This window comes from Bradyrhizobium sp. KZN70725, from assembly GCF_055264925.1.
Genome location: NZ_JBUYWT010000031.1, coordinates 45648 through 60612, shown reverse-complemented (window position 1 = coordinate 60612; position 14965 = coordinate 45648). Strand labels below are relative to the sequence as shown.

Genomic DNA, 14965 nt, shown 5'->3' with positions numbered 1-14965 from the left:
GAATGAACTGATCGTACGCCTGCGCCCGTCGTGTTCTACGTCCGATTCACCGATGGTTGTGTGAAGCTGTTCACTCACCCTGGAGGAGGAGACCATATATGTCGTGCGCAGACTGAGAATCGCGGCCGCTCAAGGCACGCCGCGACGTGAGTGGCGACTTGTCGGGAGACGGATTTCGAGGAGATGAGAGAAGCGCGAATAGCGAATGGATGCTTTCCGATTCGCCATTCGCTGCTTCCTATTCGCCTTTCGCTGCGGCGAATGCCGCGCGGACCTCCTTCACCGGCGCCATGTCGCGGACGAAGCTGAATGCGCCGTTGTCCTTCATCTCGCGGGCACAGCGCAGGAACGCAGCCAGCGCGTGGCGCTGCATCGCGCCGCCGACGCTGATGCGCTTGACGCCGGCGGCGGCGAGTTGCTCGACGGTCAGGGTCGGATCGGCAAAGCCCATCACGAGGTTGAACGGCTTGTTGATCGATGACACCATGGTCTTGATGGTGGCGAGATCGTAGAGGCCCGGCGAATACAGCACGTCGGCGCCGGCGGCCTCGAACGCCTGTAGCCGCTTGATGGTGTCGTCGAGGTCCTTGCGGCCGTGCAGGAAGTTTTCCGCCCGCGCCGTCAGCGTGAACGGGAAGGGCAGCGCCCGTGCGGCCTCGACCGCGGCCTGGACCCGCTCCACGGCGAGCGTGAAATCGTAGATCGGGCGCTGCGGGTCGCCGGTCGAATCCTCGATCGAGCCGCCGACCGCGCCGGCCTCGGCGGCGAAGCGGATCGCCTCGGCCGCGAGCTTCGGCATGTCGGCGCCGCATTTTTCCAGATCGGCATTGACGGGCAGGTCGGTGGCCTCGGCGATCACCCGGCAATTCTCGATGATCTCGTCGAGGCTGACGGTCGAACGGCCAAGCGTGTTGGCGAGCCCGAGGCTGGTGGTCGCCAGCGCCTCGAAGCCCATGGATGCGAGCAGCTTCGCCGTTCCGGCGTCCCACGGATTTGGAATGATGAAGGTGCCGGGCCGCTGATGCAGCTCGCGAAACCGTGCTGCCTTGTCCGCCTGGGTGCGCATGTGAACTCCTGCTGTTGTCAAAAGCGACTGAAAGCAGCGATAGGGCGGTTTCGCCCATCAGACAAATTTGTTATTTCTCTCGATATCATCAGCTTTTTGCATGGGGAGGGCGATGGACAGCGACGCGCTCAACACGTTCCTGGTGGTGCATCGGCGCGGCGGGATCTCGCATGCCGCCAAGGCGCTGCACCGCTCGCAGCCGGCGATTTCGCGGCGCATAGCGCTGCTCGAGCAGGAGCTCGGGGTGCCCCTGTTCGAGCGGATCGCGGGCAAGACGCGGCTGAGCGATGCCGGGCGGGTGATGGTGCCCTATGCCGAACGGGCGGTGGCGGCGGCGCAGGATGCCGAGAACGCGGTGCGCGCGCTGCTGCGCGGCAATTCCGGCCCGGTGGCGCTGGCGGTGACCGGTACCCTCGCCGGCGAGCGGCTCTCGAACGTATTGAAGCGCTTTGCCCGCCGGCACCCGGACGTTGCGCTGACGCTGCGCACCGCGACCAGCGCCGAGGTCAGCGACCTGATCCGGCGCGGCGAGGCGACGATCGGGTTGCGTTACGACCGCGACCGCTCGCGCGACCTCGATTGCGAGGTGCTGTTTGCCGAGCCGCTCGGGGTGGTCTGCGCGCCGGACCATCCGCTGGCGGGACGCCGGGTCGGCAAGCTTGCCGATCTCAGGGATGAGCGCTGGATCGCCTTCCCGGAGGTGCCGGGACGCCGCGAAATCACCGCCTCGCACGTCTTCGCCCTGTTCCTGACGCACGGGCTCGGCGAGGTCGCCTGGACGCCGGTCGACAGCCTGACGGCGCAGAAGCGCCTGGTCGAGGCCGGGCTCGGGATCGCGCTGCTGTCACAAAGCAATGCGACGGAGGAATTGGGTAGCTCGAGGATCGCGACGATCCGCGTCGGCGATCTCGCCGCAAGCCACGAGGTCGTCGCCGTGACACGGCACGGCGGCTTCCTCAGCGCCGCCTCACGCCGTCTGCTCGACATCCTCCGTGCCGACTTCACCAAGGCGAGGGGCACAAACACGTCGCGCCGGAACGGTGTCCGGCGCGCGTAAAAGTCGACTTGGTAGGGTGTACCGGGAACTCAGCTTCCCGCCTTGACCTGCGCCGCGGCCACCGCCAGCAGCTCGTCCATCTTGGCGCGGATATCGCGCTCGGTGGCGGGTTGCCCCTTGGCCGTGAGGTCCTTCAGAACCTTGTGCAGCACGTCATTGTCGCCGGCTTCCTCGAAGTCGGCGGCGACCACTTCCTTGGCATAGGCGCTGGCGGCATCGCCCGTGATGCCGAGCTTCTCGGCCGCCCACAGGCCGAGCAGCTTGTTCCGGCGGGCTTCAGCCTTGAACTTCTGCTCCTCGTCGAGGGCGAACTTCTTCTCGAAACCTTCCTCGCGCTTGTTGAATTCGCTCATGGCTGAAGTTCCAATTCCCTTGCTGAATGAGGGCCGCCGCGCGTTGCGGCAACCCCTGTGCCTGCCTAGATAGGTGGGAGGAATCGGCAAGACAACGAGCCGTTAAGCCGCAGGCAAAACTGGCGGAATCGGCCCTTTATGATAGGGCGGTATAAGTGCCCTCAAGGGGGCACTATCGATTGTGCTGGATGGGCCAATCGGATAGGTTGCCAACAGGCATGGTTCTTGTTCTGTTTCCAATTGGATTGCCCAGGTTCCAGGCCTCCGCGGCAGCTCCGTCGTGGGTCGTAACCCCAAGTCATCCGGAGCACCCAAATCCATGGATTTCAACAAAACACGGTACATCCCAATGAGCCGTCGACGCCGTATTTATGAAGGCAAGGCCAAGGTGCTTTACGAAGGCCCCGAGCCGGGAACCCTGATCCAGCACTTCAAGGACGACGCGACCGCGTTCAACGCCAAGAAACACCAGGTGATCGAGGGCAAGGGCGTCCTCAACAACCGGATTTCGGAGTACCTGTTTCAGCACCTCAACGACATCGGGGTGCCGACCCACTTCATCCGCCGCCTCAACATGCGCGAGCAGCTGATTCGCGAGGTCGAGATCGTGCCGCTCGAGGTGGTGGTGCGGAACGTCGCCGCCGGCTCGCTGTCGCAGCGGCTCGGGATCGAGGAGGGCACCCAGCTGCCGCGCTCGATCATCGAGTTCTATTACAAGAACGACCAGCTCAACGACCCCATGGTGTCGGAAGAGCACATCACCGCCTTCGGCTGGGCGACGCCGCAGGAGATCGACGACATCATGGCGCTGGCCATCCGCGTCAACGACTTCCTGACCGGCCTCTTCCTCGGCATCGGTATCCGCCTCGTCGACTTCAAGATGGAGTGCGGACGGCTGTTCGAGAACGAGATGATGCGGATCATCGTCGCCGACGAGATCTCGCCGGACTCCTGCCGGCTGTGGGACATCAAGTCGAACGAGAAGCTCGACAAGGACCGTTTCCGCAGGGATCTGGGTGGCCTGCTCGAGGCCTACACCGAGGTCGCCAAGCGGCTCGGCATTCTGATTGAAAACGAGCGGCCGGCCGGTAGCGGCCCGGTGCTGGTGAAGAGCTAAGCTGAAGGGACGACCGTGAAGGCACGTGTGACAGTGACATTGAAGTCGGGCATCCTCGATCCGCAGGGCAAGGCGATCGAGGGTGCGCTGAAATCGCTCGGCGTCGACGGCGTCGCCAGCGTTCGCCAGGGCAAGGTGTTCGACATCGAGCTCGCCGCGACCGACAAGGCCAAGGCGGAAGCGGCGCTGAAGGCCGCCGCCGACAAGTTGTTGGCGAATACCGTGATCGAGAATTATGCCATCGAACTGAAGGCGTAAGGGGCGAGCAAATGGCCGACGTGACGATGGAGCTGATGTTCGAAGTGATGAAATCGGTCCAGGCGCGTTTGGCTCAGGTCGACGGCAAGATCGATGAGTTGAAGCAGGAAATGCAGGCATCGCGAACGTCTCAGAATGGTATCCGCCAGGAAATTACCGGCGTGTTCCAGGAGATTTCCGGTATTCACGCGACGCTGGTTCGCCACGAAGGCCGTCTTGACCGCATAGAGACACGTCTCGAATTGAACGAAGTACCAACTCCATGAAATCAGCCGTCCTCGTCTTCCCCGGCATCAACCGCGAGCGCGACATGGCGCGCGCGCTCAAGCTCGCATCCGGCAATGAGACCGCGATGGTCTGGCACGCCGAGACCGCGCTGCCCAAAGGCACGGACCTCGTGGTGGTGCCCGGCGGCTTTTCCTATGGCGATTACCTGCGCTGCGGCGCGATCGCAGCGCGCGCGCCGGTGATGGACGCGGTGCGCGACTTCGCCGCCAAGGGCGGGCTCGTGCTCGGCGTCTGCAACGGCTTCCAGATCCTCTGCGAGTCGGGGCTGCTACCGGGCGTGCTGATGCGCAATGCCGGGCTGAAGTTCATCTGCCGCGACGTGCATATGCGCGTCGAGCGTTCCGACACGCCGTTCACCCGCGGCTACAATGCCGGCCAGGTGATCCGCGTGCCGGTGGCTCACGGCGAAGGCAATTACGAGGCGGACGAAGAGACGCTGAAGCGGCTCGAAGGCGACGGGCGGGTGCTGTACCGCTACTGCTCGCCGGAGGGCGTGGTCGACGAGGCCTCCAATCTGAACGGCGCCGCGCATTCGATCGCCGGCATCGTCAATGAGCGCGGCAACGTGCTCGGCATGATGCCGCATCCGGAAAACCACGTCGAAGAGATCATGGGCTGCACCGACGGCCGCGGCCTGTTCGCAGGCCTGGTCCAGCAGTTCGAAAAGGCGGCGTAATCACCATAGCGTTTTCGAGCGAAGTGGGGACCGGTTCGCGTGAAGAAAACGCGTCAGAATAAAATGCGGCGGTGGTGCGTTGCCGCGGCTGCGGCGCTTCTGCTTGCGACGTCGGCCTACGCCCAGGACTTCCCGAAGCGTCCGATCACGATGATCGTGCCGTTCACGGCCGGCGGCACCTCCGACGTGATCGCCCGCGCGGTCGCCGACCAGATGGGCACGGCGCTCGGCCAGAGCATCATCATCGAGAATGTCGGCGGCGCCGGCGGCTCGACCGCGCTCGCCCGCGCCGCGCGCGCCGAGCCGGACGGCTACACCATCGCGATCGGCAATGCCGGCACCAACGCCGCGACCTACACGATCTATCCGAAGCTGCCGTTTACGCCTGACTCCTTCGCGCCGATTGCCGTGGTCGCCAAGACCTTCGGCATCGTCGCGCTGCGCAAGGATTTTCCGGCCAAGGACCTCAAGGAATTCATCGACTACGCCAGGAAGAATCCGGGCAAGGTCAATCTCGGCCATGCCGGCGTGGGCTCCTCGAATTACCTGATCTGCAAGAGTTTTGTTCATGCCGCCGGCATCGACGTGCAGCTGGTCGGCTATCGCGGCGCGGCGCTTGCGCTGACGGACGCGATCGGCAGTCAGATCGACGGCGTCTGCGATGCCGCGGCCTCGGTGTCGCAGGCGATCGACGACAAGCTGGTGAAAGCGGTCGTCGTTGGCTCGACCGTGCGGCTGGCCTCGCTGCCGGAACTGCCGACCTCGGCCGAGGCCGGACTGCCCGAGTTCGAGGCGCAGGGCTGGAACGGCCTGTTCGCGCCGAAGGGCACACCGCCCGAGATCATCGCCAAGCTCAACGCCGCCGCGCGCACCGCGGTTGCGAGCGAGGCGGTGAAGAAGCGCTTCGCCGACCTGTCGACCGTCGCCCCCGACGCCAATGAGCTCGCGCCCGAGGCGCTGCAGCAGCTCGTGACCCGCGACGTCGCAAAATACCGCACGCTGCTGGCGGACGATAAGAAGTAGAGGGTCATCGTCGCTGCGTTGGCTCTGCCCTCGACGCGGTCGCCGAGGCGGCGAGCCTTGCGTCAGCCGCTCGCCAGACTGGCCTGAAATTTGCTGGTGATCTCCCGATCGATCAGGACGGGAGCGCATCATGCTCATTCGCAAGGCTCACTGCACGATTGCGTTCCTATGCGCGCTGCTGTGGTCGCATTGGGCGATGGCCGAGACCACGTTGCGCATCGCCATGACGGCGTCCGATATCCCGACGGCCACCGGGCTGCCGAATAACGGCTTCGAAGGCATGCGCTTTCTCGGTTATCCGATCTTTGAGGGTTTGGTGCTGTGGAATCTGAGCGGAACCGACCGCTTGGCGACTTTGCGTCCCGGACTCGCGGAGAAATGGGAACAGGACCCCGTCGACAACAAGACCTGGATTTTCCATCTGCGCCAGGGCGTCAAATTCCACGATGGTACCGATTTCAATGCCGATGCCGTGATCTGGAATCTCGATCGCTACTTCAACAGCGAGAGCCCGCAATTTGAGCCGCCGAGTTCGGCGATGTCGCGGGCGCGGGTCCCGGTGATGGGCAGCTACCGGAAGATCGATGACGCAACGGTGGCGATCTCGACGACGAAGCCGGCATCCTATTTTCCCTATATGGCGGTCTATCTTCTGTTCACCTCGCCCGCTTCATTCGAAAAGGCCGGCCGCGACTGGGCCAAGGTCGCGACGTTGCCGGCTGCCGGCACCGGGCCGTTCCGCATCACCAGGATTGTGCCGCGGCAAGAGGCAGATCTGGCGCGTTGGGACAAGTATTGGGACACGAGCAAGACAGCGAAGGTCGACAATGTCGTGTTGCTGCCGATCCCCGAGGCCAATTCGCGGCTGGCCGCCTTGCGTGCCGGCCAGGTCGACTGGATCGAAGTGCCGCCGGCCGATGGCGTCGACTCGCTGAAATCCGCCGGCTTCACCATTACCACCGGCTCCTATCCGCATGTCTGGCCGTGGTTCTACAACATCGGCGCCGCCAACAGCCCGTTCAAGGACGTCAGGGTTCGCCAGGCCCTGAACTACTGCATCGATCGGGACGGGCTGGTGTCCCTGCTCAACGGGACCGCAGAGCCGTCGGTCGGCTGGCTCAAGGCCAGCGATCCCGATTTCGGCGCGCCGGTCAATCACTACAAGTTCGATCCGACCAAGGGCAAGGCGCTGCTTGCCGAGGCGGGTTACACGTCGGCGAAGCCATTGGCGTTCAAGGTGCTGATCTCGAATTCAGGCTCGGGGCAGATGCTGCCCCTGCCGATGAACGAATTCCTGCAGCAGAACCTGAAGGAAGCCTGCGGGGTCGATGTGGAATTCGACGTCATCGAGTGGCAGGTGCTTCTGACGGCGGCCCGGGCCACGCCCGACAGCCCAACTTTGCGCGGCGCTATGGCGCTCAATATCAGCTCGCCTTCGTCGGACGCCGGCGTGATGGCGCGCTATTTCCTGGCCGCCAATTTTTCACCGAACGGTTTCAATTTCGAGCAATGGAAGGACGACGAGTTCGAAGCCGCACTCAAGACGATTTCGGAAGCGACCGATCCGAAAGTGATCTCGGCGGCTTACCGCAAGGCGCATGAGCGCCTCGTCGACGATCCGCCTTGGCTCTATATTGTCCACGATCTGAACCCTCGCGCGATGAGTCCGAAGGTGAAGGGTTTTGTGTCGCCCCAATCGTGGTTCGTCGACCTCACGCTGGTCAGCGTGCAATAAGCCGGGGTCCAGCATCGTCGCCTGCATGGCTGCGCCCGAGTGCGAGCGAAGCGGTGAAGAAGCGGTTCGTCGACCTGTCGACGGTCGTACCCGACGCCAATGAACTCGCGCGCCGAGGTGCTGCAGCAACTCGTGACCCGCGACGTTGCGAAGGACGACAAGAAGTAGCATTTCTGCGGCGTGCAACGCCCTGATGCGGACACAGTCCGCGACGAGCCTGAGTTCAGGTCTGATCGGGGAAAGCGGCCATGCGCCGTGTGATCTTGCGTTGCTGCGCCGGCATGGCGCTTGCTTGGCTGGTTGCCGGCCCAGTAGCCGGCGAACAGGCTACGTTGACTTATCCCCCCTGGACGAAGTTCTGCATAGCCGACACCTGCATTGTCGGGCGAGAGGGGCGATCGAAGATAGAGAACATAGACTGCGGGGCAGTCGTGGCAGCCGCGCTGATCGCGCGCACCGGAGATTCCAGGAAGACGTTGCGCGTTTTCTTGCCGACCCGGGTGATAGTCGAACGTGGTGTTCGGATCATTATCGATCAGGGACAAGCGATTGAGCGGCCCTACGCGGGCTGCTTTGCCTACGGTTGCACGGCTGACTACGACGCCGGACCGGAAATGGTCGATCAGCTCAAGCAAGCGCATGCGCTCACTCTGGAAGCCTTCGATAAGGCCAATTCGCCGATCAGCTTGACCGTGCCGCTCGCCGGATTCGCTGATGCCTACGATGGACCCGCACAAGAGACGAAGGTCATCGAGGAGGTGCTTTCGGCGGAGGAAAAGCAGGCGAGATCGGAGCGTGCGAAGCGCGCCGAAGAGGAGCGCAAAGCGCGCTGTGAAGCGAGATAGGCGACCGCAAATAGCGGGTCTGTCAGATTCGATGAGCAGCAGCTACAGCCTGCGCAGCCACCGTTTGACTGCTTCGCCCGGCACCGTCATCGCGGCGACGCCGGCCATGACCAGCACGAGGCCGAGCGCGAGATTCGACGGCACGGATTCCCCGAGCAGGATCACCGACAGCGCGACGCCGATCGGAATGCGAAGATAACCTTGCGCATTCGTCGTCAGCGTGCCGAGCCGCGTCAGGCACATGTAGAACAGCATCAGGCCGAACGCGCTGGAGAAGATGCCCATCACGACGGTGGCGACCAGCGCCTGCGGCGTCGGGTGCAGGGTCCAGGGATGGTCGACGATCAGGGCGACCGGCAGCAGCACGGTGCCGCCGAACAACAGCGAGCCGGCCGCCACGACCATCGGATCATAGTCCGACAGCCGAAGCCCGAAGATCGTGGCGCAGGCGAACGAGACGGTGGCGAGCAGGATCGCGATCTCGGCGAAGATCTCCTTGCCGAAGCCTGAGAGTGCGTCGAGGCCGATGATCGCGACCGTGCCGGCGAGGCCGAGGATCGCACCGACCAGCTTGAGCAGAGAGGCCGGCTCGTGTCGCGTGATCGCCCAGGTGATGAGGAAGGCGAAGATCGGCGTCGTCGAGGCCAGCACCACGGTGTTGGATGCCGGCACGTAAAGCTGCGCCCAGGTGATCACCAAAAACGGGATCGTGGAGTTGATGGTCTGCTGGAAGGCGAACAGCTTCCAGGCCTTGAGGTCGGTCGGGATGCGGATGCCGCGAATGCGCAGCACGATGAGGAGGAAGGCGGCGGCCACCAGCGAGCGCGCGGAAATGAAGGTGACCGGCGGGATCGAGCCGAGCCCGATCTTGGTGAGCGGGTAGGTCGAGCTCCAGCAGCACGCCAGCGCCAGCAGCAGCGCATAATCGCGCCAGCCGCGCGCGCCCGGCGCCGACGTGGACGAGGTGGGCACTTTCTCGGGAGCCGTCACGCCGCCCGTTTTCGCTGTGCTCTTCGGCACCTTGATTTGGCTCCCTTCGCGCATTGGCGCGCGAAGCAGCAATCTAGCGCGGCGGCGCGATGCAAGGCTAGGGTATTGAATTTACGCCGATATCCCGCTTGGAGGAATTGGCGGGCTGCGTCTGTGGGACTGAGGCTGGCGTCGTCCGGGTGCCAAATCCGACGCCTCCGGCGTATGCTACCGTTTTGTGACTTGGCCCACACGGGCGTCTGGCTCGTCCTGCTAGGCTCAACAGCATGACGAAGCATTTCAAATTACCGATCATTTTCACTGCGCTCGTCGTCGCAACGCAATGCTTTGCTGCGGAGACCAGGGGCGCCGGCTCAACCTTCGTGTCGCCGGTGATGGCGAAATGGATCGATGCCTACAAGGCGAAGACCGGCAATACCGTCAGCTATCAATCGGTGGGCTCGAGCATCGGCGTCGGCCTGATCAAGAAGGCCGCCGTCGATTTCGGGACGAGCGATATGCCGCTCGATCCGAAGGAGCTGGACAGGCTCGGCATGGTGCAATTCCCGATCGTGATCGGAGGCGTCGTGCCGGTGGTCAACATCGCGGCGTCAAGCCCGGCTAGATCCAGTTCACCGGACAGCTGCTCGCCGATATCTATCTCGGCAAGGTCAAATCGTGGAACGATCCGGCCATTCAGGCGGTCAATCCCGATCTGAAGCTGCCGCGCACGGCGATCACCGTCGTGCATCGCCTCGATGGATCGGGGACGACGTTCAATTGGTCGAACTATCTTGCGAAGGTCAGCGCGCAGTGGAAGGCAAGCGTCGGAGAGGGCACGTCGGTCGAGTGGCCGGTCGGGCTCGGCAGCAAGGGCAACGATGGCGTCGCCTCGCTCGTCGGCCTGATTCCCGGGTCGATCGGCTATCTCGAATACGCCTACGCGCTGCAACGGCTTGACCGGATTTCCTTCGGCCTGGTGCAGAACAGTGCCGGCAATTTCGTCACCCCCGACGCCGCATCGTTCCAGGCTGCGGCCTCGAGCGCGGACTGGATGGCGACGCAGGACTTCAACCTGGTCCTCACCAACGCTCCCGGCGAGGACGCATACCCGATCACGGCCAGGACTTTCGTCCTGATGCACAAGCAGCCGAAATCGCCCGACGGGTCGGCAACCGCGATCGACTTCCTGCGCTGGTCATTGCAGAGCGGCAAGCCGCAGGCTCAATTGCTCAACTACGTTCCCCTGCCGGCCACGCTGGTCGAGCAGATCGAGCAGTATTGGCAGCATAATTTCGAGGCGCTTACGGCGTCGGCGTCCGGAAAGCGGACTGATCGGTAGACCACGCGGATACGCTACTTAAATCCGATCACCATCGAATCCGGGCCAACGAGCGGTTCGACCCGCGTTCGGGAAAATCCGACGTCGCGCATCCAAGCCTGACAGTCTTCGCCTGTGTAGTCAAACCCACCGGCGGTTTCGATCAGCATATTCAAGCTCATCAGAAGCCCGAAAGCGTTTTCGCGGCGATCGTCATCGATGATGGCGTCATAAACAATGATTGCGCCACCTTTCGGAAGCGCATCGAATGCCTTGCCGAGAAGCGCCCGTTTCTTGGCAAGGTCCCAATCATGAAGGATGTGACCCATGATGATGACTTCAACCTCCGGCAGCGGGTCCTCGAAGAAGTTTCCTCCCCGAAACCGCACCCGATCCTCCAGCCCGCGCTGAGCGATAAATTCCTCGAACACCGGCTTGACCGCGGGAAGGTCGAAGCCGATGCCGGTGAGGTGCGGATGGTCGTGTGCGAGCGTGGCAGGCACCATGCCCTGAGCCGAACCGAGATCCATGAAAGTCTTGTACTCGCTCCAAGGGAACTTGCCGGCAATAGCATGCGCCGCACCCGCGCTTATTGCGCTCATCGCGGTCAGAAATCCCCGCAACCGATCCGGATCGGCATACAATGCCGCAAATAAGTCTTCTCCTCCGCCCTTGCCCTCGTTCTGCAATTCGCCGCTGCGCAGGGCCTCCGTGAGCGATCCCCAAAAGCCATAGAGCCGGGCATTCGCCATCTCCAGAATGCCTCCGATGTAGGATGGCTTGGCGCGATCGAGATACAGGTCCGTGTCCGGGGTGTTGCTGTAGATGCCGTTCTCGCGCTCAAGCAATCTGAGCGCCACCAGCGAATCGAGGAAGTCGCGGGCCGATCGCTGATGCAACGCAAGCGTCCTTTGCAGCGTCGGCAGGTCAGCGGGGCCATCGGCCAACGTACTGAACACGCCCAGTTCGACGGCGCTCAAGAGCGTTTTGGACGCCCAAAAGCCCATACCAATCTGCATAATATGTTCCGGTGTTGCCGCGCTCATGACTTGATCCCAATTGGTTGTCACTGCTGGTGCAGCCGGGTGAACATGTCGCCCCTGGTTCGGGCCTGGTGCGCCGGGAGGGTGGCAGGGGTTCACCACGGCGTCATTTCAAATAACGGCGAATAGATTTGATTTTGACACTTCCGTTCGGTGAACGCCAGTGGCGCAGGATTGGCGAGAACGAATCAGCGATGGACGCCGCTCCGGCGTCCATCGCGTGAGCTGTGCCTGAAATGCCGGACCATGCTCTAGCGCAGGACCTGGCCCAGCACCTCGCCGTCGACCTGCTGCGGTGCCGAACCGAGGATCCGCATGATGGTCGGCGCCACGTCGATATTGCGCATGTGCCGCACCACGGTGTCCTTGCGGATCTGCGGGCCCGCGGCGATGAACGTCGCGCTCATCACCGGAAGCTCGGGGTCGTGACCGTGGGCGCCATAGAAGTTCGGCATCGACAGCATGGTGGTTGCCGCGTTGAACGGTGCGTCGCCCTGGCGCGCGACCCCGGGGTTCTGGATGCCGTCGAAATTGTAGCCGGGCGCCATCAGCGCGAACACGTCGCCATAGTCCTGGCCGATGGTCTTGCTGATGCATTGTCCGGTTCCGGCGTCGCATTGCAGCGGCCGGGTCTCGACGACGGTGAAGATGCGCTGGTCCTTCAGTGAGTAGTTGAAGCGGGCATTGGGGTCGACCGCGTTCTTCACCGCGTCAGTGATCTGCGCCACCAGGGTGCGGTAGGTCGCCAGATCAACGGTGCCGCCGAGCTCGCGGTTCTGCAGGTTGACGTAGATGTCGGCGGCGGGGCCGGAGGTGCGGATCCCGACCTTGCTGGTGTCGATCCCGGCGTTGCGCAGGATGTTGGTGAGATTGACCGAGGTGTGGAACGGCGCGAAGCCGTGGTCCGACACCACGATCACGTTGCTGTCGCGGCCCGCCGCATCGGCGATCTGCTTCACCGCCTTGTCGGCCGTCTGGTAGGCGAAACGGATGTAGGACGCGTAGCGCTTGACCTTGGCAGCATCCTGGTTGGCGCCGATCGAATTCGGATCGGTCGGGGTGGTGCCCTGGCGGGGATCGGTCAGCAGGAACTGGTGCTCGGAGCCGTCGGGCTGCTCGATATAGACCATGACGAGGTCGGCGTCCGGATGGGTCTTGATCGCGCGCTCGCCGATATTGGCCTGGTAGCGCACGAAGGTCTTCACCATGTCCTCGAACATCGTCTCGATCTCGACGTCGGGGAAGCCCGTGAAGCCCGGGCTCAGCCGCTCCGGAATGCGGAAGTCGGCCTGCGGACGCCAGAACCCGATGTTGTTGTTGATGTCGTCGACGTCGGCGAGAACCGGCGTATTGCGCGGGATGTAATTGGCGCCGTAGCGGGCGAAGCGCACCACCGAGAGATCGGGAGACAGCGCAGAGACGAAGTACGCGGCACCAACCTTCGCCCCGCTGCCTTCAAAGAAGAACGGTGCGTTCTCGCCGCCGAACTTGACATAGGCCGGCCCGGTCGACGGCGCGTGGAACGGTCCTGCGGTGATGCCGCGGTTGGCATCGAAGAACACCAGCGTGTCGTAGTTCACCTTGCGATCGTTGGTGGTGTCGATCGCGGCGACGCGGATCGAATATTTGACGTCGAGCGTCGAGGCGTTGGTGCAGGTCGCGGTTGCCGCGGCCGAGCAGGAAAACGTCTCGATCGGTGCGGAGGTCACCATTACCGGGCTGAACGAGAAATGGCCGGCAGCCTGCAGCGCCGTCACGATGCTCGGGTCGGCCGTGAAGTCGCCTCGCGACAGCGAGAAGCCCTGGGCCCCGATGCCGCCGAACGCGCCGAACGGGACCGTGAAGTCGGTGATGCGGGTCGGCTGGGCCGGCTGCACCACGGTCTTGTTGATGGAGATGTCGGCGCCGTCGCCGCCTGGCCAGGTCGCCGTGACGACCTTCTTGCCCTGCTGGTGCAGCTGCACCCACAACGGCACCGCGGTCGGGTGTGGCGACGGCCCGAGCGGGTTCTCACTGTAGCCGCCGATCGGCGCCGCAAAGCCGCTGATACTGCCGGAGATCGGCCCGACGATCGGCTCGAACGTGTTCGAGGGGATGTCGTTGTGGACTGCCGTCGAACCGGTCGCGATCGCAATATGCGACACCGCGGTGAGCGACGGTGACGCCGTCACGTTCTGCAACGCCACCGCGCCGCGCCGGCTCAGCTGGGCGAGGCCGCCGTCGCGCGGCAGTACGCCTTCCTCGATGAATTTCTGGATGAAATCGGGCTTGGCACCGTCGAGCGAGATCATCACCACGCGCGGCTTGCGGCCGTGATGACCGCCGTCATGATCCTGATCGTGACCGCGAGCATCGCCAACGCCGCGATCACCATTATCGCCGTCTTGACCGGCGCGCGCCGGAGTTGCAGTCCACGCCAGCGATGCGACAAGCGACATCGCCGTCGTAACGGAAACGAACGTCTTCAATTTCATGAGAATGCCCCAACTTCGCTGCGCGAACGCACAAACGGAAACCGTTCAGCAATCTTCGGGGGCTTGCCTGACGCGCATGTGACGCGCGCGCGACGACGCAACGACAGCGCGTCGATACGTCACAACCGCAGTTCGCATTGCCTCACGCGAAGAACGCGCGTGAACACAACGCGCTAGAGCTGTGCTGTCGATTCAATCCGTGGCGATGTAACGGCTGGATGACGGCGTGCGTCCACAGACGTCACACGCTTTACGCCGTTGCCTGCGCCGGCGTCCTGCGCTTCACCCGCTTGATGGTGCCGGAGAAGGTGAACAGCGGCCGCTCCGCCGATGTCAGCATGCCCCGCACGAAGATCAGCGACATGCCGGCGCGGGTGACCTCGCCGGTGCACTCGATCAGGTCGCCCTCGCGGGCGGCGTCGAGGAATTCCGAGGCGAACGACACCGTGACGCCGGGGCCCTGCAGCACCGAGCCGGCGAGCGCGAACAGGCAGTAATCCGCGAAGGTCATGAAGCAGCCGCCGTGGACGTTGCCGGAGCCGTTGAGGTGCTTCTTGCCGACCCGGAACGCGCAGGTGATGCGGCCGTTCTCGTCCATACGGTGGTAGAACGGGCCGGTATGGGTCTCGAAATTGTCCCGGGTCCAGGTTCGCCAGCCGGCGAATTCGCCCTCGGTTTCGACGTGCAGGTCGGGGCGGCGGTTGAATGCGGTTTTGGCGAGCTCGTTCACGAAATATGGC

Annotated in this window: 16 protein-coding genes; 10 read left to right on the top strand and 6 right to left on the bottom strand. The window is 63.6% G+C overall.

Annotated features, from left to right (window positions below; translation table 11 throughout):
• Positions 1 to 238: 238 nt before the first annotated feature.
• Positions 239 to 1066, bottom strand: coding sequence for an isocitrate lyase/PEP mutase family protein (locus ACZBJS_RS26255; RefSeq protein WP_316397548.1), 828 nt, complete (start codon positions 1064 to 1066; stop codon positions 239 to 241).
• A gap of 112 nt (positions 1067 to 1178) precedes the next feature.
• Between ACZBJS_RS26255 and ACZBJS_RS26250 the strand changes: the two genes are divergently transcribed.
• The gene (locus ACZBJS_RS26250) at positions 1179 to 2123 is read left to right on the top strand and encodes a LysR family transcriptional regulator (protein ID WP_316397547.1); all 945 of its coding nucleotides are present in this window, start codon (positions 1179 to 1181) and stop codon (positions 2121 to 2123) included.
• Positions 2124 to 2152: 29 nt separating this feature from the next.
• Here ACZBJS_RS26250 and ACZBJS_RS26245 read toward each other — a convergent pair whose 3' ends face one another.
• On the bottom strand, positions 2153 to 2476 hold the full coding sequence (locus ACZBJS_RS26245; RefSeq protein ID WP_050387668.1) for a DUF1476 domain-containing protein: 324 nt from the start codon (positions 2474 to 2476) through the stop codon (positions 2153 to 2155).
• A gap of 349 nt (positions 2477 to 2825) precedes the next feature.
• Between ACZBJS_RS26245 and purC the strand changes: the two genes are divergently transcribed.
• The 7 genes from purC to ACZBJS_RS26210 all read left to right on the top strand — a co-directional run bounded on the left by purC (position 2826) and on the right by ACZBJS_RS26210 (position 8418).
• On the top strand, positions 2826 to 3593 hold the full coding sequence (purC, locus tag ACZBJS_RS26240) for a phosphoribosylaminoimidazolesuccinocarboxamide synthase (RefSeq protein WP_016843454.1): 768 nt from the start codon (positions 2826 to 2828) through the stop codon (positions 3591 to 3593).
• A gap of 15 nt (positions 3594 to 3608) precedes the next feature.
• Positions 3609 to 3851: a phosphoribosylformylglycinamidine synthase subunit PurS gene (purS, locus tag ACZBJS_RS26235; RefSeq protein WP_057018386.1), complete on the top strand. Its 243-nt coding sequence runs from the start codon at positions 3609 to 3611 to the stop codon at positions 3849 to 3851.
• A gap of 11 nt (positions 3852 to 3862) precedes the next feature.
• Positions 3863 to 4117, top strand: coding sequence for a hypothetical protein (locus ACZBJS_RS26230; RefSeq protein WP_057018387.1), 255 nt, complete (start codon positions 3863 to 3865; stop codon positions 4115 to 4117).
• Positions 4114 to 4815, top strand: coding sequence for a phosphoribosylformylglycinamidine synthase subunit PurQ (gene purQ, locus ACZBJS_RS26225; RefSeq protein WP_057018388.1), 702 nt, complete (start codon positions 4114 to 4116; stop codon positions 4813 to 4815). The genes ACZBJS_RS26230 and purQ overlap by 4 nt, the downstream gene beginning before the upstream one ends.
• Positions 4816 to 4878: 63 nt before the next feature.
• A complete protein-coding gene (locus tag ACZBJS_RS26220; RefSeq protein ID WP_168855089.1) occupies positions 4879 to 5838 on the top strand; it encodes a tripartite tricarboxylate transporter substrate binding protein BugD in 960 nt (319 codons plus the stop codon).
• A 130-nt stretch (positions 5839 to 5968) separates the two neighbouring features.
• Entirely contained in the window at positions 5969 to 7573 is a 1605-nt protein-coding gene (locus ACZBJS_RS26215; protein ID WP_168854930.1) for an ABC transporter substrate-binding protein, read from the top strand.
• Positions 7574 to 7821: 248 nt separating this feature from the next.
• A complete protein-coding gene (locus ACZBJS_RS26210) occupies positions 7822 to 8418 on the top strand; it encodes an invasion associated locus B family protein (RefSeq protein WP_083715041.1) in 597 nt (198 codons plus the stop codon).
• Between the two features lie 42 nt (positions 8419 to 8460).
• Here ACZBJS_RS26210 and ACZBJS_RS26205 read toward each other — a convergent pair whose 3' ends face one another.
• Positions 8461 to 9438 (bottom strand): DMT family transporter, encoded by a 978-nt coding sequence (locus ACZBJS_RS26205; RefSeq protein WP_076828557.1) that lies wholly within the window; start codon positions 9436 to 9438, stop codon positions 8461 to 8463.
• A 236-nt stretch (positions 9439 to 9674) separates the two neighbouring features.
• Between ACZBJS_RS26205 and ACZBJS_RS26200 the strand changes: the two genes are divergently transcribed.
• Positions 9675 to 10106: a substrate-binding domain-containing protein gene (locus tag ACZBJS_RS26200; RefSeq protein ID WP_463439459.1), complete on the top strand. Its 432-nt coding sequence runs from the start codon at positions 9675 to 9677 to the stop codon at positions 10104 to 10106.
• On the top strand, positions 10013 to 10729 hold the full coding sequence (gene pstS / locus ACZBJS_RS26195; protein WP_463439462.1) for a phosphate ABC transporter substrate-binding protein PstS: 717 nt from the start codon (positions 10013 to 10015) through the stop codon (positions 10727 to 10729). Before ACZBJS_RS26200 ends, pstS begins: the two co-directional genes overlap by 94 nt.
• A gap of 14 nt (positions 10730 to 10743) precedes the next feature.
• Here the strand turns inward: pstS and ACZBJS_RS26190 are convergent, their stop codons facing one another.
• The 3 genes from ACZBJS_RS26190 to ACZBJS_RS26180 all read right to left on the bottom strand — a co-directional run bounded on the left by ACZBJS_RS26190 (position 10744) and on the right by ACZBJS_RS26180 (position 14955).
• On the bottom strand, positions 10744 to 11754 hold the full coding sequence (locus ACZBJS_RS26190; RefSeq protein WP_316397544.1) for a methyltransferase: 1011 nt from the start codon (positions 11752 to 11754) through the stop codon (positions 10744 to 10746).
• Positions 11755 to 12002: 248 nt separating this feature from the next.
• Entirely contained in the window at positions 12003 to 14225 is a 2223-nt protein-coding gene (locus ACZBJS_RS26185) for an alkaline phosphatase family protein (protein WP_316397543.1), read from the bottom strand.
• A gap of 250 nt (positions 14226 to 14475) precedes the next feature.
• The gene (locus tag ACZBJS_RS26180) at positions 14476 to 14955 is read right to left on the bottom strand and encodes a PaaI family thioesterase (protein ID WP_092088532.1); all 480 of its coding nucleotides are present in this window, start codon (positions 14953 to 14955) and stop codon (positions 14476 to 14478) included.
• Between the last annotated feature and the right edge of the window lie 10 nt (positions 14956 to 14965).